The sequence below is a fragment of the Pseudomonas parafulva genome (assembly GCF_000800255.1).
GTDB classification, from domain to species: domain Bacteria; phylum Pseudomonadota; class Gammaproteobacteria; order Pseudomonadales; family Pseudomonadaceae; genus Aquipseudomonas; species Aquipseudomonas boreofloridensis.
In genome coordinates, this window is record NZ_CP009747.1 from 3980395 (window position 1) to 3999010 (window position 18616).

An 18616-nucleotide genomic window follows, 5' to 3' on the forward strand; every position below is an offset into this window, starting at 1 on the left:
GCGTGCTACCTGACCAGATGCAGGAACTGCATGTGCCGCTCGTACTGGTCGAGGATGTCGTTGATGATCTGCTCCTTGCTGTAGCCGACCAGATCGTAGTTCTGACTGCCCTCGGCCAAGTGCACCTCGGCGCGGTAGTAACGGCGGTTCTTCAATTCCTGCGCGCCCAGGCCGCCCAAGGCGAAGGACGGGGTGAAGTAGCCGCGCATCTGCACTTGGTAGATGAACGGCTGTTCCTCACCGTGGCCGACCTTGAGGCTGACGTTGTCATGGCTCGGGTCGTCCTGGGTGATCAGCGTCAGCCCCTTCTGCTCGAACACCTCGGTCACATCGGCGATCGCCGGACGCACCACGTCGTCCATGAAGCGGTACACCTCGTCGCGCGATGGGAAGTGCACCGCCTGGCTCAGACGGTGCCGCCAGCCACCCCGGCCACGGCGGGTCTGGGCGAACGGCGCCAGCGAGTGCATCTGCGCGATGCGCCGCTGGCTCTCCAGGTAGAACGCTTTGTGCAGCCCCCACATCATGCACAGCAGAATCAGCGAGAACGGCAACGAGGTGAGCACCACCGCCGACTTGAGCGAGTCGATGCTCCCGGCGAACAGCAGCGCACTGGTGACCAGCGCGGTCATCGCGCCCCAGAAGATCCGCAGCCAGTTCGGGCCGTCTTCGTCGGCGTCCCCGCCCTTGGCCGACAAGGTCGATAGCACCACGGTGCCGGAGTCGGCGGAGGTGACGAAGAATACGAAGCTGATGAACACGGTGACGGCGATCACCGTCTTGCTCCAGGGGTAGGTTTCCAGCAGCAGGTACAGGCTCATGGACGGGTTGTCCAAGGCTGACTGGCCCAACGCGGTCATGCCGTGATTGATGACCTGGTCCAGGGCACTGTTGCCGAAGATCGACATCCAGGCCAGGGTGAAGCCCAGCGGAATCAGCAGCACGCCGAAGACGAATTCACGGATGGTGCGCCCGCGCGAGATGCGCGCGATGAACAGCCCCACGAACGGCGACCAGGCAATCCACCAGGCCCAGTAGAACACCGTCCAGCCGCCCAGCCAGTCACGGTTCTCGCCGTAGGCATAGACGTCGAAACTCTTGCGCGGCAAGGCGCCCAAGTAGTCGCCCAGGTTCTGGATCAAGGTATTGAACAGGTGCTGGGTGGGACCGGCGAACAGCACGAACAGCAGCAGCGCGCAGGCCAGGAACAGGTTGATGTCGCTCATCACCCGCACGCCCTTCTCCACCCCGGCGACCGCCACGGCCACCGCCGCGCCCATCATCAGCACGATCAGCAGCACCTGCACCCATTGGCTGTGGTCGATGCCGAACAGGTAATCCAGGCCGGAATTGAGGTGCAGCACGCCAAAGCCCATGTCCGCGCCCAGGCCGAACACCGTGGCGATGATGCCGAAGCCGTCCACCGCATAGCCGATCGGCCCGTTGATGCGCTTGCCGATCAGCGGATACAGCGCCGAGCGCAGCGCCAACGGCAGGTTGTGGCGGTAGGCGAAGTACGCCAGGGCCATGCCGACGAAGGCGAACACGCCCCAGCCGTGCAGGCCCCAGTGCAGGAACAGGATCTGCATGGCCTGGCGCCCGGCCTCGACCGTGCCCGCTTCGCCCTGGGGCGGCTGCAGCATGTGGGTCAGCGGTTCGGACACGCAGAAGAAGAACAAGGTGATGCTGATGCCGGCGGCGAACAGCATGCCGGCCCAGGACAGGTAACTGAACTCGGGCTCGTCATGGTCGGCGCCGAGCTTGATCTTGCCGTAGCCGGACACGGCCGTGACCACCACGAACACCAGGTACAAGGTCATGGCCAGCATGTAGTACCAGCCGACCGTATTGGCCGCCCAGTTCTGCGCGGCCAGCAGCCAGTCGCCCGCCGCCTGGGGGTTGGCGATGACGACGAGACCGAAGATAAGGATGAAGCTTGCCGCGAAATAGAACACCGGCGGGTTCATGCGGACCTTGCCGTTGGCAAGGGAAGTGGTCGGTGCACTCATGGACGGCGCACCTCGACAGCGGTGAAAAGGTTCGGGTTGAACGGGTTCAGCAAAGGGAATCCTCCTGTTGAACACCGGCAGCGGACCAGCGTTTTAAATTGAACAAGCGTTCAAGTTAAACACGGTTCGAGCTTCGATGCGACCGTTGGCCGCTGACCGGGCGAGTGATTGACCTTGCTTTTTCGCCAGCAGTTCCAGGCTCATCGCCACAGGAACCGCTGATCCCTCACTGCTTGTCCTGACAATCCAACTGCAAATTAGCCTGGGTGATATTGCTCTCGGCCGGCACGCTGCGGGTCAGCCAGACGTTACCGCCGATGGTCGAGCCCTTGCCGATGGTGATGCGCCCGAGGATGGTCGCACCGGCGTAGATCACCACGTCGTCCTCGACGATCGGATGCCGCGCCAGGCCCTTGTGCAGGGTGCCGGACTCGTCGCTGGGGAAACGCTTGGCGCCCAGGGTCACCGCCTGGTAGATACGCACCCGCTCGCCGATGATCGCCGTCTCGCCGATCACCACGCCCGTGCCATGGTCGATGAAGAAACTCGGGCCGATCTGCGCGCCGGGGTGAATGTCGATGCCCGTAGCCGAGTGCGCCAGCTCCGAGCTGATCCGCGCCAGCAGCGGCAGGCCGGCTTTGTACAGGTGGTGCGCCAGACGGTGATGGATGATCGCCAGGATGCCGGGATAGCACAGCAGCACCTCATCCACGCTGCGCGCCGCCGGGTCGCCGTGATACGCCGCCAGCACGTCGGTGTCGAGCAGCACGCGCATCTGCGGCAGGGCAGCAGCGAAACCCTGGATCAGGCTCAAGGCGTGGGCGTCGACATCCTCGACGTCGACAGTGCCGTGCCGCGCCGCATAGCGCAGCTCCAGGCGCGCCTGGGTCAGCAGCGAGGTGAGCGCGGCATCCAGGGTGTGCCCGACATAGAAGTCTTCGCTTTCCTCGCGCAGGTCCACCGGGCCCAGGCGCATGGGAAACAGCGCGCCGCACAACTGTTCGAGGATCTCGCGCACCGCCTCGCGCGACGGCAGCTCGCGACCGCCCTGCTTGTTGCTGCAGCGCCCATTGCGGCTGCGCCACTGGTCACGGGCCTGGCGCAGCTCGCTGACGATGGTCGGCAATTGCCAATGGCCGGTGGAAGGATGTTCGCTCACGGTGGTCTCCTGGCTGGCGGCGGCCGGATGAATCGGCGCTGATGATAGGCGAATCACTCTACGGCAATTCTTCCCTTGGAAAAAACACCGCTTTATTCCATTCTGCGCCGAGTGCCGCAGCGCCGGTGCGCAGCTCCATAGCGCAACGGAATAACGGCTTCGTTTTTAGTATTTCCCGAGCTAACGGCTCACCCCTATAGTCGCCACCTACTCTAACAACAGTGCGGGAACAGCCATGACTCGACTCACCAAGCCCCTTCTGAACGCCAGCCTGGCCCTCCTGCTGGGCGCCGGCCTGTTCAATGCCGCCTTCGCCGGCGAGGAACTGAAGACCATCCAGGAAAAAGGCGTGATCAACGTCGGCCTGGAAGGCACCTACCCACCGTTCAGCTTCGTCGACGAAAACGGCAAGCTGGCGGGCTTCGAAGTGGAACTGGCCGAGCTTCTGGCCAAGCAATTGGGGGTCAAAGCCAAGGTTCAGCCGACCAAGTGGGACGGCATCCTCGCCGCGCTGGAATCCAAGCGCCTGGACGTGGTGATCAACCAGGTCACCATCTCCGAAGAACGCAAGAAGAAGTACGACTTCTCCGAGCCCTACACCGTTTCCGGCATCCAGGCGCTGGTGCTGAAGAAGAAGGCCGAGCAGTTGAACATCCAGACCGCCCAGGACCTGGCGGGCAAGAAGGTCGGCGTGGGTCTGGGCACCAACTATGAACAGTGGGTCAAGCAGGACGTGCCCAAGGCCGACGTGCGCACCTACGAAGACGATCCAAGCAAGTTCGCCGACCTGCGCAACGGCCGCATCGACGCCATCCTGATCGACCGCCTGGCGGCGCTGGAGTACGCGCAGAAGGCCAAGGACACGCAACTGGCCGGCGCCGCCTTCTCGCGCCTGGAGTCCGGCGTGGCGCTGCGCAAGGGCGAACCGGAGCTGCTCGCGGCAATCGACAAGGCCCTGGAAACGCTCAAGGCTGACGGCACGCTGGCCAAGCTGTCCGAGAAATACTTCGGTGCCGATGTCACTCGATGATGCCTGAGACCCTGCAACTGGTGATCGACTCCGCGCCCTTCCTGCTCAAGGGCGCGGGCTACACGGTGCTGCTCAGCGTCGGCGGTATGTTCTTCGGCCTGGTGCTGGGCTTCGCCCTGGCGCTGATGCGCCTGTCGAAGATGCTGCCGCTGGACTGGCTGGCGCGGCTCTACGTCTCGTTCTTCCGCGGCACGCCCTTGCTGGTGCAGTTGTTCGTGATCTATTTCGGCATGCCGCAGATCGGCATCGAGCTCGATCCGATCCCCGCCTCGCTGATCGGCCTGTCGCTGAACATGGCGGCGTACATCTGCGAGATCTTGCGCGCCGCCATTTCCTCCATCGACCGGGGCCAATGGGAGGCGGCGGCCAGCATCGGCATGACCCGCACCCAGGCCATGCGCCGGGCGATCCTGCCCCAGGCCATGCGCACCGCCCTGCCGCCGCTGGGCAATAGTTTCATCTCGCTGGTCAAGGACACCGCCCTGGCCGCGACCATCCAGGTGCCGGAGCTGTTCCGCCAGGCGCAGTTGATCACCGCGCGCACCTTCGAAGTGTTCACCATGTACCTGGCCGTGGCGGTGATCTACTGGATCCTCTGCAGCGTCCTGGCCTACTTCCAGAACCGCATGGAAGCGCGCGTCAACCAGCATGACCAGGAGCACTGAAGATGATCGTCGTAGAGGGCCTGACCAAGCAGTTCAAGGGCCAGACCGTGCTCAAGGGCATCGACCTGAACGTCGCCGCCGGTGAAGTCATCGCCATCATCGGCCCCAGCGGCTCGGGCAAGACCACCTTCCTGCGCTGCCTGAACCTGTTGGAGACGCCCGATGCGGGGCGAATTCGCATCGGCGACATCGACATCGATGCCGCACGCCCGCTCAGCGCTCAGCAAAGCGCCATTCGGCGTCTGCGCCAGCAGGCCGGGTTCGTGTTCCAGAGCTTCAACCTGTTTCCCCACCGTACCGCCCTGGAGAACGTCATCGAAGGGCCGGTGATCGTCAAGAAGACCCCGCGCGAGCAGGCCGTGGCCTTGGGTCGTCAACTGCTGGCCAAGGTCGGCCTGGCCGGCAAGGAAGACGCCTACCCACGGCGCCTGTCCGGCGGTCAGCAGCAGCGAGTGGCCATCGCCCGCGCCCTGGCCATGGAGCCGCAGGTGATCCTGTTCGACGAGCCCACCTCGGCCCTCGACCCGGAACTGGTGGGCGAGGTGCTGGCCACCATCCGCGGCCTGGCGGAGGAAAAGCGCACCCTGATCATCGTCACCCACGAAATGAGCTTCGCCCGCGACGTGGCCAACCGCGTGGTGTTCTTCGACCAGGGGGTGATCGTCGAGCAGGGCGAGGCCAAGGCGCTGTTCGCCAACCCGCAGCACGAGCGCACCCGCCAGTTCCTGCGCAAGTTCCTCGGCACCGCCGCTGCGCAAGACTGAACCAAGGTGGCGCAACACCCCTTGCAACTCCCTGTCTTGATGCGTTCTGGAATCTTGGGCAGCGGCCCAGTAGGAGCGGCCTTGTGTCGCGATTGGACCGCAAAGCGGTCCCAGCAATGGCAGCGGCGAAGCTGAAAACCTGGGACCGTTGCGAGGTCCCAATCGCGACACAAGGCCGCTCCCACGAGGGCGTGCAGACCCCAAGAAGTTGAGCAAGACCGCTGGTAAGTGGTAGGTGAATCATGCGTTTGTTGCTCATCTGCAGCGCATGATTTCCAGAATCCAGCGCGGTGTTTGTGGGAGCGGCCTTGTGTCGCGATTGGACCGCAAAGCGGTCCCGGCAATGGCAGCGGCGAAGCTGAAAACCTGGGACCGCTACGCGGCCCAATCGCGACGCAAGGCCGCTCCCACGAGGGCGTGCAGACCCCAAGAAGTTGAGCAAGACCGCTGGTAAGTGGTAGGTGAATCATGCGTTTGTTGCTCATCTGCAGCGCATGATTTCCAGAATCCAGCGCGGTTTTTGTGGGAGCGGCCTTGTGTCGCGATTGGACCGCAAAGCGGTCCCGGCAATGCCTGCGGCAAGCTGAAAACCTGGGACCGTTGCGAGGTCCCAATCGCGACACAAGGCCGCTCCCACGAGGGCGTGCAGACCCCAAGAAGTTGAGCATGACCGCTGGTAAGTGGTAGGTGAATCATGCGTTTGTTGCTCATCTGCAGCGCATGATTTCCAGAATCCAGCGCGGTTTTTGTGGGAGCGGCCTTGTGTCGCGATTGGACCGCAAAGCGGTCCCGGCAATGGCAGCGGCGAGGCTGAAAACCTGGGACCGTTGCGAGGTCCCAATCGCGACGCAAGGCCGCTCCCACGAGGGCGTGCAGACCCCAAGAAGTTGAGCAAGACCGCTGGTAAGTGGTAGGTGAATCATGCGTTTGTTGCTCATCTGCAGCGCATGATTTCCAGAATCCAGCGCGGTTTTTGTGGGAGCGGCCTTGTGTCGCGATTGGACCGCAGAGCGGTCCCGGCAATGCCTGCGGCAAGCTGAAAACCTGGGACCGCTACGCGGCCCAATCGCGACGCAAGGCCGCTCCCACGAGGGCGTGCAGACCCCAAGAAGTTGAGCAAGACCGCTGGTAAGTGGTAGGTGAATCATGCGTTTGTTGCTCATCTGCAGCGCATGATTTCCAGAATCCAGCGCGGTTTTTGTGGGAGCGGCCTTGTGTCGCGATTGGACCGCAAAGCGGTCCCGGCAATGGCAGCGGCGAAGCTGAAAACCTGGGACCGTTGCGAGGTCCCAATCGCGACACAAGGCCGCTCCCACGAGGGCGTGCAGACCCCAAGAAGTTGAGCAAGACCGCTGGTAAGTGGTAGGTGAATCATGCGTTTGTTGCTCATCTGCAGCGCATGATTTCCAGAATCCAGCGCGGTTTTTGTGGGAGCGGCCTTGTGTCGCGATTGGACCGCAAAGCGGTCCCAGCAATGGCAGCGGCGAAGCTGAAAACCTGGGACCGCTACGCGGCCCAATCGCGACGCAAGGCCGCTCCCACGAGGGCGTGCAGACCCCAAGAAGTTGAGCAAGACCGCTGGTAAGTGGTAAGTGAATCATGCGTTTGTTGCTCATCTGCAGCGCATGATTTCCAGAATCCAGCGCGGTTTTTGTGGGAGCGGCCTTGTGTCGCGATTGGACCGCAGAGCGGTCCCGGCAATGCCTGCGGCGAGGCTGAAAACCTGGGACCGTTGCGAGGTCCCAATCGCGACACAAGGCCGCTCCTACAAGTGATTGAGCGGCGCCCGTGCACAGCGATGAATGCCAGAACCCTCTTCTATGCATATTCCAAAGCGTTAGTTCATAAAGGTTTTATAAGCGCATAAGGTATATCCACCGGACCACCGGACCCGCACTCATCCGTCGCAATCAGTTGCACGCGATGCATTCACTTCGTGAGGTTCAGGAATGGTCAGCCACACTCTCTCCCCGCTCGGGGCGTCGAGTGCCGCCAGGGAGCGGCACTGATGTCCAGCCAAGCCAACAGTCAATCGAACCACGAGACCGACAGCATGCCGCGGCTGCTGCCGGCGGCGATCCTGCGCGACGACGCCCAGGCGCTGCAGGCCGCCCGCGAACTGGCCGACACCGCCAGGACTCAGGCCGCGCAGCGCGATCAGCAGCGTCAGTTGCCGTGGGCCGAAATCGAACAGTTCACCCGCTCGGGCCTGGGCAGCATCAGCGTGCCCAAAGCGTTCGGTGGCCCCGGCGTATCCTTTGTCACCCTCGCCGAAGTGTTCCGCCTGATCAGCGCCGCCGACCCGGCCCTGGGACAGATTCCGCAGAACCAGTTCGGTCTGCTGCAGTTGCTGCGCGACACCGCCACCCCGGCGCAGCAGGCCCGCCTCTACCGCTCGGTGCTGGACGGCTGGCGCATCGGCAATGCCGGGCCCGAGCGCAACACCCAAAACACCCTCACCCTCAAGGCACGCCTGACCCGCGACGGTAGCGGCTATCGCCTCAGCGGCGAAAAGTTCTACTCCACTGGCGCCTTGTTCGCCCATTGGGTGTCGGTCAAGGCGCTGGACGACGAAGGCCGCCAGCGCCTGGCCTTCGTGCGCCGCGGCAGCCCCGGCCTGCGCATCGTCGACGACTGGTCCGGCTTTGGCCAGCGCACCACCGCCAGCGGCACGGTGCTGCTGGAGCATGTCGCGGTGGAGGCGGACCTGGTGATCGACAACTGGCGCCAGAGCGAGCGCCCGAACATCCAGGGCGCCGCCTCGCAGTTGATCCAGGCCGCCATCGACGCCGGCATTGCCGAAGCGGCCATCGACGACGCCATCGACTTCGTGCGCCACAAGTCGCGGCCCTGGATCGACGCCAAGGTCGAGCGCGCCAGCGATGACCTCTACGTGATCGCCGACATCGGCCGTCTCAAGCTCGACCTGCACGCCGCCGAGGCGCTGTTGCGCAAGGCCGCACAGGTGCTGGACGAGGTCGATGCCGGGCCGGTGGATGCCGCCGCCGCGGCCCGTGCCTCCATCGCCGTGGCCGAAGCCAAGGTGTTGACCACCGAGATCGCGCTGCTGGCCAGCGAGAAGCTGCTGGAACTGGCTGGCAGCCGCTCCACCCTGGCCGAGTTCAACCTCGACCGCCACTGGCGCAACGCGCGGGTGCATACCCTGCACGACCCAGTGCGCTGGAAGTATCACGCGGTCGGCGCCTACTACCTCAACGGCACGCTGCCTGCGCGGCATTCCTGGATCTGATTGCTCGCCGAGGGCTGCTTTGGCGGCCCTCCGCCCCGGAGCCCCCCATGACGACATCCCTGATCACCAGCGACGCCCAGGCCCTGGCCGTCGCCGAAGACCTCGCCCGCCACCTGCAAGGCGGCAGCGCCCTGCGCGACCGCGAACGGCGCCTGCCCCACGCCGAGCTGGAACTGTTCACCCGCTCCGGCCTGTGGGCCATCAGCGTGCCCAAGGCCTACGGCGGCGCGCAGGTGTCCAACGTCACCCTGGCCAAGGTCATCGCCCGCATCGCCCAGGCCGACAGCTCGCTCGGGCAGATTCCGCAGAATCACTTCTATGCCCTCGAAGTGCTGCGGGTGAACGGCAGCGCTGCGCAGCAGCAGCGCCTCTACGCCGAGGTGCTCGGCGGGCGACGCTTCGGCAACGCCCTGGCCGAACTCGGCACGCGCACCGCCCACGACCGCACCACGCGCCTGACCCGCGACGGCGACGGCTACCGCATCGACGGGCGCAAGTTCTACGCCACCGGGGCGCTCTACGCCCAGCGCATCCCCACCTCGGTGATCGACGACGACGGCGTGCAGCAACTGGCGTTCGTCCCCGCCGACAGCCCCGGCGTGCAGGTGATCGACGACTGGAGCGGCTTCGGCCAGCGCACCACCGGCAGCGGTTCGGTACTGTTCGAGAACGTGCGCGTCGAGGCCCAGGACATCGTGCCGTTCCAGTCCGCCTTCGAACGGCCGACCCCGGTGGGACCGTTGGCGCAGATCCTCCACGCCGCCATCGACACCGGCATCGCCCGCGCCGCAGTCGAAGACGCCCTGGCCTTCGTCCGTCAGCACAGCCGCCCATGGATCGACTCCGGCGTCGATCAGGCCTCGGCCGACCCGCTCACCCTGCATGCTTTCGGCCGCCTGAACATTCGCCTGCATGCCGCCGAAGCCCTGCTGGAACGGGCCGGCGAAACCCTCGACCGGGCCCAGCGTGACGCCAATGCCGACTCGGTGGCCGCCGCCTCCATTGCGGTCGCCGAGGCGCGGGCGATCAGCACCGAGATTTCCCTGGCGGCCGGCAGCACCCTGTTCGAGCTGGCCGGCAGCCGCGCCACCCTGGCCGAGCACAACCTCGACCGCCACTGGCGCAACGCGCGGGTGCACACCCTGCACGATCCGGTGCGCTGGAAGTACCACGCCATCGGCAACTACTACCTGAACCGCGAAAACCCGCCGTTGCGAGGGACGATCTGATGCCCAGGCAGATCCTGCTCAACGCCTTCAACATGAACTGCGTCGGCCACATCAACCACGGCCTGTGGACCCATCCACGGGACACCTCGACCCGCTACAAGGACATCGAGTACTGGACCGACCTGGCGCGCCTGCTCGAACGCGGGCTGTTCGACGGCCTGTTCATCGCCGATATCGTCGGCACCTACGATGTCTATGGCCACTCGCTGGACGTCACGCTCAAGGAGTCGATCCAGCTACCGGTCAACGACCCGCTGCTACTGGTCTCGGCCATGGCCGCCGTGACCCGCCACCTGGGCTTCGGCCTGACCGCCAACCTCACCTACGAGCCGCCGTACCTGTTCGCCCGTCGCCTGTCCACCCTCGACCACCTGAGCAAGGGCCGCGTGGGCTGGAACATCGTCACCGGCTACCTGGACAGTGCCGCCCGCGCCATGGGCCTGGCGCAACAGCCCGAACACGACCGGCGCTACGACCAGGCCGACGAGTATCTGGAGGTGCTGTACCAGTTGCTCGAAGGGAGCTGGGCCGACGATGCGGTGGTCGCCGACCGTCAGCGGCGCGTCTATGCGCAGCCTGAACGGGTGCGCAAGGTCGAGCACCACGGCGAGTTCTACAAGGTCGACGGCTACCACCTGTGCGAGCCCTCACCGCAGCGCACGCCGGTGCTGTTCCAGGCCGGCAGTTCCAGCCGGGGCCTGAGCTTCGCCGGGCAGCATGCCGAATGCGTGTTCATCGGTGGCCAGACCCACGCCGGCACCCGCGCCCAGGTCGACAAGGTGCGCGCCGCGGCCCAGGCAGCGGGCCGCGATGCGCAGGCGATCAAGGTGTTCATGGGCATCAGCGTGATCGTTGCCGCCACCGAGGCCGAAGCGCGCGCCAAGCACGCCGAGTACCTGCGCCATGCCAGCGCCGAGGCCGGGGTGGCGCACTTCGCGGCCTCCACGGGCATCGACTTCGCCGCGTTCGACCTTGACGAGCCGATCCACGCCGGCCCGGGCAACGCCATCCAGTCGGCCAACAAGATACTTCAGGACAGCACCTGGACCCGCCGCCGTCTGTTGCAGCAGCACGCCCTGGGCGGGCGCTACGTGACCCTGGTGGGCTCGCCCGAGCAGGTCGCGGAACAATTGATCGGCTGGATCGACGAGACCGGCCTGGATGGCTTCAACCTGACCCGCACCGTCACCCCGGAAAGCTACGAAGACTTCATCGAGCTGGTGATTCCCGAGCTGCAACGTCGCGGTCGCTACAAGACCGCCTATGCCGACGGCACCTTGCGCCAGAAGCTGTTCGCCAGCCCCAGCGCGCACCTGCCGGCCGATCACCCCGGCAGCCGCCATCGCTTCCCCGACCCTGTCCCGACCGGAGCCCTGCACCATGCTTGAGAAACTCTACCGCCCCGCCGTGGCCCTGCTGCTCAGCCTGGGCCTGTCCAGCGCCGCCCTGGCCGAGCCGCCGCTGAAGATCGGCACCACCGCCGCGTTCGCCATCCCCCTGGAAGCGGCGGTCGAAGAAGCGCACAAACAAGGGCTCGAGGTGAAGCTGATCGAATTCAGCGATTGGATCGCGCCCAACGTCAGCCTCAACAGCGGCGACATCGACGTGAACTACTTCCAGCACATCCCCTTCCTGGAAAACGCCAAGGCCGCCGCCGGCTTCGACCTGGTGCCCTACGCGCCGGGCATCATCAACAACGTCGGGCTGTACTCAAAGCGCTACAAGCGCTTCGCCGACCTGCCCGACGGCGCCAGCGTGGCCATCGCCAACGACCCGATCAACAGCGGACGCGGCCTGCAATTGCTGGCCAAGGCCGGGTTGATCAGCCTCAAGCCGGGCGTGGGCTACAAGGCCACCGAAGCCGACATCGTCGACAACCCGAAAAAGCTCAAGATCATTCAGGTCGAGGCCGTGCAACTGGTGCGCGCCTACGACGATGCCGACCTGGTGCAGGGCTACCCGGCCTACATCCGCCTGGCCAACAGTTTCGACGCCACCTCGGCGCTGCTGTTCGACGGCCTGGAGAACAAGGAATACGTGATCCAGTTCGTGATCCGTCCGCAGAGCAAGGACGATCCACGCCTGGCCAGGTTCGTCGATATCTACCAGCATTCGCCGGCCGTGCGCGCCGCCCTGGACAAGGCCCATGGCAGCCTGTACCAGGCCGGCTGGGAGGGTTGAGATGAGCAGCGCCCACGCCCTGCGGGCGCCCCTGGCTCCCCGCGAACCTGCCCGGGCGCGCGAGCACGCGCTGCGCCCGGACGTGAACCAGGCCCACGTGCGCTTCATCGGCCTGGCCAAGACCTACCCCGGCCAGCGCCAGCCGGCGCTGCACGGCATCGACCTGAACATCCGCCGTGGCGAGATCTTCGGCATCATCGGCCGCAGCGGCGCCGGCAAGTCGTCGCTGCTGCGCACCATCAACCGCCTGGAGCAACCCAGCCATGGGCGCGTGCTGATCGACCAGGTGGACATTGCACCGTTCGACGAAACGCAACTGGTGGCGCTGCGCCGACGCATCGGCATGATCTTCCAGCACTTCAACCTGATGTCGGCCAAGACCGTATTCCAGAACGTCGAGCTGCCGCTGAAGGTGGCCGGCGTGGCCAAGGCCGAGCGCCAGCGCAAGGTCCGCGAGCTGTTGGAGCTGGTGGGGCTGGAACAGAAACATGGGGTGTATCCGGCGCAGTTGTCGGGCGGGCAGAAGCAGCGCGTCGGCATCGCCCGCGCCCTGGTGCACGACCCGCAGATTCTGCTGTGCGACGAGGCCACCTCGGCACTGGACCCGGAGACCACCGCCGCGATCCTCGACCTGCTGCGCGACATCAACCAGCGCCTGGGCCTGACCATTGTGCTGATCACCCACGAAATGGCGGTGATCCGCGAGATCTGCCACCGCGTGGTGGTGCTCGAGCGCGGCGAGGCGGTCGAGCAGGGCGAGGTCTGGCAGGTGTTCGGCACACCGCGCCATGCCGTCACCCGCAGCCTGCTCGCGCCTCTGCAAGCCAAGCTGCCGGAGAGCTTGCAGCGCACGCTGCAGGCCCGACCCGGCCACCCCGAAGCGGCCGTGGTGCTGCGCCTGCACGTACTCGGCGAGCCGGACCTGACGGCGCTGTGGCATGACCTGGGCGGGCGCGTGACCCTGCTGCAGGGCGGCATCGACACCCTCGGCAGCCAGACCCTGGGCCAGCTGATACTGGCCGTGCGCGGCTCGCCGCACAGCGCGGCGCAACTGCTCGAGCGCGCCCGGCGCTGGACGACCGACGTGGAGGTGCTCGGCCATGTGGACTGAACGCTTGCTGCAAGGCCTGCTCGACACCCTGCTGATGGTCGGCGTGTCTTCCTTGATCGCGTTGCTGGTGGGCATCCCGCTGGCGGTGCTGCTGGTCACCAGCGACAAGGGCGGCATCTACCAGGCGCCCCTGCTCAACCGCGTGCTGGGCGGCTTCGTCAACCTGTTCCGCTCGGTGCCATTCCTGATCCTAATGGTGGCGCTGATCCCCTTCACCCGCCTGATCGTCGGCACCACCTACGGCGTATGGGCTGCCGTGGTGCCGCTGACCATCGCGGCCACGCCGTTCTTCGCGCGCATCGCCGAAGTGAGCCTGCGTGAAGTGGACCATGGCCTGATCGAAGCGGCCCAGGCCATGGGCTGCCGGCGCTGGCACATCGTCTGGCACGTATTGCTGCCCGAAGCGCTGCCCGGCATCGTCGGCGGCTTCACCATCACCCTGGTGACGCTGATCAACTCCTCGGCCATGGCCGGTGCCATCGGCGCCGGGGGCCTGGGCGACATCGCCTATCGCTATGGCTACCAGCGCTTCGACAGCCAGATCATGCTCACGGTGATCGTCATGCTGGTGGCGTTGGTGGCGGTGATTCAGTTGGGCGGGGATCGCCTGGCCAGGGGCTTGAACAAGCGCTGAGGGGCCGTGATTGGAGGCGGGTCAGAACGAAACGCTCTTTTCGATTCAAGAGTGAGTGCGCGAGCGCACGACCTCGTCACCCCCAGCTCAACGCCTGCGGCGCCACCGGCCGACCGAACCAGTAGCCCTGCCCCAGGTCGCACTGCTGCTCCAGCAGAAAGCGCGCCTGTTCGGCCTGCTCGATGCCCTCGGCGTGCACCTGCATGCCCATGCTGCGCGCCAGGGCGATGATCACCCGAACGATGGCCACGTCGTCGTCATCCTGCGGCAAGCCGGCGACGAAACCTTGGTCGATCTTGAGCTTCTGCACCGGCAGGCGCTTGAGGCGCAGCAACGACGAATAGCCGGTGCCGAAATCGTCGATCGCCAGGCGCAGGCCCAGTTCGCGCAGCCGGTGCAGTTGCTGCATGGCCACCTCCGGGTCCTCCATCACCGCGCTCTCGGTGACTTCCAATTCCAGCAGCGCCGGGTCCAGGCCGGTGTCGTGCAGCACCTCGGCGACTTGACGATACAGTTCGCGCTGACCGAACAGCCGGCTCGACAGGTTCACCGCAACGAAGCTCAGCGCGCGCCCTTCGGCTTGCCACTGGACCATCTGCCGGCAGGCTTGAAGCAGCACCCAGGCGTCGATATCGGCGATCAGGCCGGTGCGCTCGGCAATCGGGATGAACTCGCCCGGCGGCACCAGGCCGCGCTCGGGATGCTGCCAGCGCACCAGCGCCTCGACGCCGACCAGGGTGCCGGTCAGCAGGTCGTGCACCGGCTGGTAGAACACCCGCAGTTCCTCCTGGGCCAAGGCGCGGCGCAACTCGCCGGCGGTCTCGACGCGGTGCTGGGCGTGGGCGGTCAGCTCTTCGGTGTACAGCGCATAGCAGGCACGACCATTGTTCTTGGCCTTGAACAGCGCCGAGTCGGCATTGCGCAGCAGTTGCTCGGCGCTCTGTGCATCGCTGGGGAACAGGCTGATGCCGATGCTGGCGCTGATGAACAGGCGCTGGTCCTCGACCTCGAACGGCTCGTGCAGACGCTCGATCAGGCACTGCGCGGTGCTCGCGGCCTGGGCCACCTGCTGGCCGCCTTCGAGCAGCACGGCGAACTCGTCGCCGCCCAGCCGCGCCAGGGTCACACTGGCGCCGACCTGATCGCGCAGGCGGTCGCCCACCAACTTGAGCAACTGGTCGCCCACGGCATGGCCGAGGCTGTCGTTGATGCTCTGGAAGTGATCGAGGTCCAGCAGCAACAGGGCGCAGCCGCGCTTGTTCGACTGCGCGGCGGTCAGCGCCTGTTCGGCACGGTCGCTGAACAGCAGACGATTGGGCAGGCCGGTGAGCGGGTCGTGGTGGGCCAGGTAGGTCAGTTCTTCCTCGGAATGCTTGATCGCGCTGATGTCGCTGAACACTGCGACGTAATGACTGAGCGCGCCTGCGTCGTCGCGAATGGCGCAGATGGTCTGCCACTGCGGGTAGATTTCACCGCTCTTGCGCCGGTTCCAGATCTCGCCGCTCCATTCGCCACAGGCTTCCAGGGTGTCGTAGATCTGCTTGTAGAACGCCGCGTCGTGGCGGCCTGACTTGAACTTGTTAGGGCGCTGGCCGAGTACTTCGTCCTGCTGGTAGCCGGTGATGCGCATGAAAGCGCGATTGACGTGCACGATCAAACCGTTACGGTCGGTCACCAGCACGCCTTCGAGGGTGCTGTCGAACACGGCGGCGGCCATGCGCAGGCGCTCGCGGTCTTCGCTGCGCAAACGCGCACCGACGCCGATGAAGTTCAGCAGGCGCACCCGCGAGACGAAGATCAGGCCGGCGCTGAGCAACACCCAGACCACCAGGTTGATCTGTCGGCCGACGGTCAGGGCCAGGTCGTCGTCGGTCATGCCACGCAACACCACCTCCGACAGGGCCAGCCAGAGGAACGACAACACAACGTAGAGCGCAGCCATGCGCAAGGCGTCGCGAACAGAAACAGACATGTCGGGCGTATCGGTCCTGGGAAAATGATGGCGCAGTATAAATGCTGAAACATGCCGTGACTTTAATTCCGGGCTCATTAATAAGTCGTGTTTCGCGCCGACGCCTCCCGGCTGGCCTGCCTTTGCGGCCTGGCCGGTGGCCTGCACCAGACCGATGGCACGCCTGCCCGGCGACGCTCGACTGGTTTTATTTCCCCGCCCAGGGATAATGCGCCCGTTGTCCACCCTACTCTCGAGGGCTTTTCCAACCATGTGGCATAACGGTCTACTCGACCTCTCGGCCTGGCAACTGGTCGCGGTCACCTTGCTGATGACTCATGTGACCATCGTCAGCGTCACCATCTATCTGCATCGCTATTCCGCGCACCGCTCCCTGGAGCTCAACGCCGGACTCAAGCACTTCTTCCGCTTCTGGCTGTGGCTGACCACGGCGCAGAACACCCGCGAGTGGACCGCCATCCACCGCAAGCATCACGCCAAATGCGAAACCCCCGACGACCCGCACAGCCCGGTGCACAAGGGCCTGGGCACGGTGCTGCGCAAGGGCGCGGAGCTGTACCGCGAGGAGGCCCGCAACCCGGACACCTTGCGCATCTACGGCAAGAACTGCCCGGACGACTGGATCGAGCGCAACCTGTATTCGCGGTACAAGCTCGGCGGTATCGCCCTGATGGCGGTGATCGACCTGGCGTTGTTCGGCACCATCGGCATCACTATCTGGGCCATCCAGATGATGTGGATTCCGTTCTGGGCCGCTGGCGTGGTCAACGGCCTGGGCCATGCGGTGGGCTACCGCAACTTCGAGTGCCGCGACGCCGCCACCAACCTGGTGCCCTGGGGCATCATCATCGGCGGCGAGGAACTGCACAACAATCACCACACCTACCCCAATTCGGCCAAGCTGTCGGTACGCCGCTGGGAGTTCGACATGGGCTGGATGTGGATTCGCCTGCTGTGCCTGCTGCGCCTGGCCAAGGTGCAGCGCGTGGCGCCCATCGCCCATCGGGTCGAGGGCAAGGCGTCGCTGGACATGGACACCGCCATGGCGATCCTCAACAACCGTTTCCAGATCATGGCCCAATACCGCAAGCTGGTGATCGCCCCGCTGGTCAAGCAGGAACTGAACAAGGTCGATGCCTCGATGCGCCACCAGTTCCGCCGTGCCAAGCGCCTGTTGTCGCGTGAACCCAGCCTGCTGCAGGACCGCCATCACCTGCGCATCGAGTCGATGCTCGAACACAGCCAGGCGTTGAAAACCATCTACGAGAAACGCCTGGCTCTGCAGCACATCTGGGCACGCACCAGCGCCAACGGCCACGACATGCTGGCGGCGATCAAAGACTGGGTACATGAGGCCGAGGCCAGCGGCATCCAGTCGCTGCGCGACTTCGCCGCTCAGCTCAAGACCTACTCCCTGCGCCCCGGCGCCGCCTGAGCGCCGTTGATCGGCGTGCCCTCGTTCGGGGCACGCCCTCCGGAACTTCACCCCCTGCCTCGACTCGAAATCGGATCATCGCCCGCGTGGCGGGCTGTCTGGCGGCCGCACGCCCTCTCGTCGAGAACCGATCCGTGCTCATGGCCAAAGAACGTCCCTCTTCGCACACCGGCGACTCCCGCCCCGAAGCCGCTCAGATGCTCCTGGCCCTGCTGCATGCCCAAGGCGAAGTAGCCCGCCTGAGCGAACGCGAACAACTGTTCAGTTCGTTGCTCGACAGCGTCAACGCGGTGCTCTGGGCCTTCGATTGGGAAAAGCGTCAGGTGCTCTACATCAGCCCCGCCTACGAGCGCATCTACGGACGCTCCGCGAGCCTGCTGATGGCCGACTTCAACGAATGGCGCGACGCGATCCACCCGGACGATCTCGACTACGCCGAGCGCAGCCTGGCCCAAGTGCTGGTCAAAGGCACGGTCGAGGACCGCGAGTACCGCATCGTCAACGGCCAGGGCGAAGTGCGCTGGCTCAGCGACAAGTGCTACATCAACCAGCAGCGCGAGGGCGAGCGGGTGATCATCGTCGGCATCGCCGAGGACATCACCGAAAAGAAGCACCTGGAAGGCGAACTCAAGCGCCTGGCCACCACCGATGTGCTGACCCAGAGCAGCAACCGCCGGCACTTCTTCGAATGCGCCCGCCAGGCCTTCAACCGCGCCCGCGACAACGGCACGCCGCTGGCCTTCCTGCTGCTGGACATCGACGACTTCAAGCTGATCAACGACAGTTATGGCCACCCCGAGGGCGACCAGGTGCTGCAGCGCATCGCCGACAGCGGCAAGACCATCCTGCGCCGGGGCGACCTGTTCGGCCGCATCGGCGGCGAGGAATTCGCCGCCGTGTTCCCCGGCTGCAGCGCCGAGGTGGCCGCACAGATCGCCGAACGCCTGCAACGGGAAATCGAACGCCTGGCCTTCAGCCATGGCGAGCAGCGCTACAGCGTCACCATCAGCCAGGGCCTGACTGCACTTTCAGCCCAGGACACCGACCTGGACAGCCTGTTCAGTCGCGCCGATGCGGCGATGTACCAGGCCAAGCGGGAGGGGAAGAATCGGATTGTGTGTGGGTAGGAGAACACGCTGGCGCCGCGCTACGGAAAAAACTCATCGCTCCTGATAGC

At 65.3% G+C, this 18616-nt stretch carries 14 protein-coding genes; 11 read left to right on the forward strand and 3 right to left on the reverse strand.

What is annotated here, in order from left to right; all coding sequences use genetic code 11:
- Positions 1–5: 5 nt before the first annotated feature.
- Together betT and epsC are read right to left on the reverse strand one after the other, a co-directional pair.
- Positions 6–1967: a choline transporter BetT gene (gene betT / locus NJ69_RS17420; protein WP_209435543.1), complete on the reverse strand. Its 1962-nt coding sequence runs from the start codon at positions 1965–1967 to the stop codon at positions 6–8.
- A gap of 268 nt (positions 1968–2235) precedes the next feature.
- A complete protein-coding gene (gene epsC, locus NJ69_RS17425; RefSeq protein WP_039581456.1) occupies positions 2236–3168 on the reverse strand; it encodes a serine O-acetyltransferase EpsC in 933 nt (310 codons plus the stop codon).
- 235 nt (positions 3169–3403) lie between these two features.
- Between epsC and tcyJ the strand changes: the two genes are divergently transcribed.
- From tcyJ to NJ69_RS17470, 9 genes are all read left to right on the forward strand, one after another.
- Complete coding sequence (gene tcyJ, locus NJ69_RS17430; RefSeq protein ID WP_029612873.1) at positions 3404–4198, forward strand: cystine ABC transporter substrate-binding protein; 795 nt, start codon at positions 3404–3406, stop codon at positions 4196–4198.
- Positions 4198–4863 carry a cystine ABC transporter permease gene (gene tcyL, locus NJ69_RS17435; protein ID WP_029612875.1) on the forward strand — a complete coding sequence of 222 codons (666 nt, stop codon included), beginning with the start codon at positions 4198–4200 and terminating at the stop codon, positions 4861–4863. Before tcyJ ends, tcyL begins: the two co-directional genes overlap by 1 nt.
- 2 nt (positions 4864–4865) lie before the next feature.
- Entirely contained in the window at positions 4866–5627 is a 762-nt protein-coding gene (gene tcyN, locus NJ69_RS17440) for an L-cystine ABC transporter ATP-binding protein TcyN (protein WP_039581458.1), read from the forward strand.
- Positions 5628–7635: 2008 nt separating this feature from the next.
- Positions 7636–8877: an SfnB family sulfur acquisition oxidoreductase gene (locus NJ69_RS17445; RefSeq protein ID WP_039581460.1), complete on the forward strand. Its 1242-nt coding sequence runs from the start codon at positions 7636–7638 to the stop codon at positions 8875–8877.
- Between the two features lie 47 nt (positions 8878–8924).
- Positions 8925–10106 (forward strand): SfnB family sulfur acquisition oxidoreductase, encoded by a 1182-nt coding sequence (locus tag NJ69_RS17450; protein WP_039581464.1) that lies wholly within the window; start codon positions 8925–8927, stop codon positions 10104–10106.
- Complete coding sequence (locus NJ69_RS17455) at positions 10106–11494, forward strand: LLM class flavin-dependent oxidoreductase (RefSeq protein WP_039581465.1); 1389 nt, start codon at positions 10106–10108, stop codon at positions 11492–11494. Before NJ69_RS17450 ends, NJ69_RS17455 begins: the two co-directional genes overlap by 1 nt.
- Positions 11487–12287 (forward strand): MetQ/NlpA family ABC transporter substrate-binding protein, encoded by an 801-nt coding sequence (locus NJ69_RS17460; RefSeq protein WP_039581468.1) that lies wholly within the window; start codon positions 11487–11489, stop codon positions 12285–12287. The genes NJ69_RS17455 and NJ69_RS17460 overlap by 8 nt, the downstream gene beginning before the upstream one ends.
- Before the next feature lies 1 nt (position 12288).
- Positions 12289–13398, forward strand: a complete 1110-nt coding sequence (locus NJ69_RS17465) for a methionine ABC transporter ATP-binding protein (protein ID WP_039581470.1) — start codon at positions 12289–12291, stop codon at positions 13396–13398.
- The gene (locus NJ69_RS17470) at positions 13388–14032 is read left to right on the forward strand and encodes a methionine ABC transporter permease (protein WP_039581473.1); all 645 of its coding nucleotides are present in this window, start codon (positions 13388–13390) and stop codon (positions 14030–14032) included. Before NJ69_RS17465 ends, NJ69_RS17470 begins: the two co-directional genes overlap by 11 nt.
- A gap of 76 nt (positions 14033–14108) precedes the next feature.
- Here NJ69_RS17470 and dibA read toward each other — a convergent pair whose 3' ends face one another.
- Positions 14109–16004: a phosphodiesterase DibA gene (dibA, locus tag NJ69_RS17475; RefSeq protein ID WP_039581476.1), complete on the reverse strand. Its 1896-nt coding sequence runs from the start codon at positions 16002–16004 to the stop codon at positions 14109–14111.
- A gap of 250 nt (positions 16005–16254) precedes the next feature.
- Here dibA and desA point away from each other — a divergent pair, with 250 nt between their 5' ends.
- Positions 16255–17439: a delta-9 fatty acid desaturase DesA gene (desA, locus tag NJ69_RS17480; RefSeq protein ID WP_039581479.1), complete on the forward strand. Its 1185-nt coding sequence runs from the start codon at positions 16255–16257 to the stop codon at positions 17437–17439.
- Between the two features lie 98 nt (positions 17440–17537).
- Entirely contained in the window at positions 17538–18566 is a 1029-nt protein-coding gene (locus NJ69_RS17485) for a GGDEF domain-containing protein (protein WP_039583297.1), read from the forward strand.
- Positions 18567–18616 lie beyond the last annotated feature (50 nt).

Bases quoted from the DNA above. Each gene is read 5' to 3' on its own strand.
- NJ69_RS17465 (WP_039581470.1), top strand. From the start codon at position 12,289: ATGAGCAGCGCCCACGCCCTGCGGGCGCCCCTGGCTCCCCGCGAACCT.
- betT (WP_209435543.1), bottom strand. From the start codon at position 1,967: ATGAACCCGCCGGTGTTCTATTTCGCGGCAAGCTTCATCCTTATCTTC.
- desA (WP_039581479.1), top strand. From the start codon at position 16,255: ATGTGGCATAACGGTCTACTCGACCTCTCGGCCTGGCAACTGGTCGCG.
- NJ69_RS17470 (WP_039581473.1), top strand. From the start codon at position 13,388: ATGTGGACTGAACGCTTGCTGCAAGGCCTGCTCGACACCCTGCTGATG.
- NJ69_RS17460 (WP_039581468.1), top strand. From the start codon at position 11,487: ATGCTTGAGAAACTCTACCGCCCCGCCGTGGCCCTGCTGCTCAGCCTG.
- dibA (WP_039581476.1), bottom strand. From the start codon at position 16,004: ATGTCTGTTTCTGTTCGCGACGCCTTGCGCATGGCTGCGCTCTACGTT.
- tcyL (WP_029612875.1), top strand. From the start codon at position 4,198: ATGCCTGAGACCCTGCAACTGGTGATCGACTCCGCGCCCTTCCTGCTC.
- NJ69_RS17455 (WP_039581465.1), top strand. From the start codon at position 10,106: ATGCCCAGGCAGATCCTGCTCAACGCCTTCAACATGAACTGCGTCGGC.
- tcyJ (WP_029612873.1), top strand. From the start codon at position 3,404: ATGACTCGACTCACCAAGCCCCTTCTGAACGCCAGCCTGGCCCTCCTG.
- NJ69_RS17445 (WP_039581460.1), top strand. From the start codon at position 7,636: ATGTCCAGCCAAGCCAACAGTCAATCGAACCACGAGACCGACAGCATG.
- NJ69_RS17450 (WP_039581464.1), top strand. From the start codon at position 8,925: ATGACGACATCCCTGATCACCAGCGACGCCCAGGCCCTGGCCGTCGCC.
- tcyN (WP_039581458.1), top strand. From the start codon at position 4,866: ATGATCGTCGTAGAGGGCCTGACCAAGCAGTTCAAGGGCCAGACCGTG.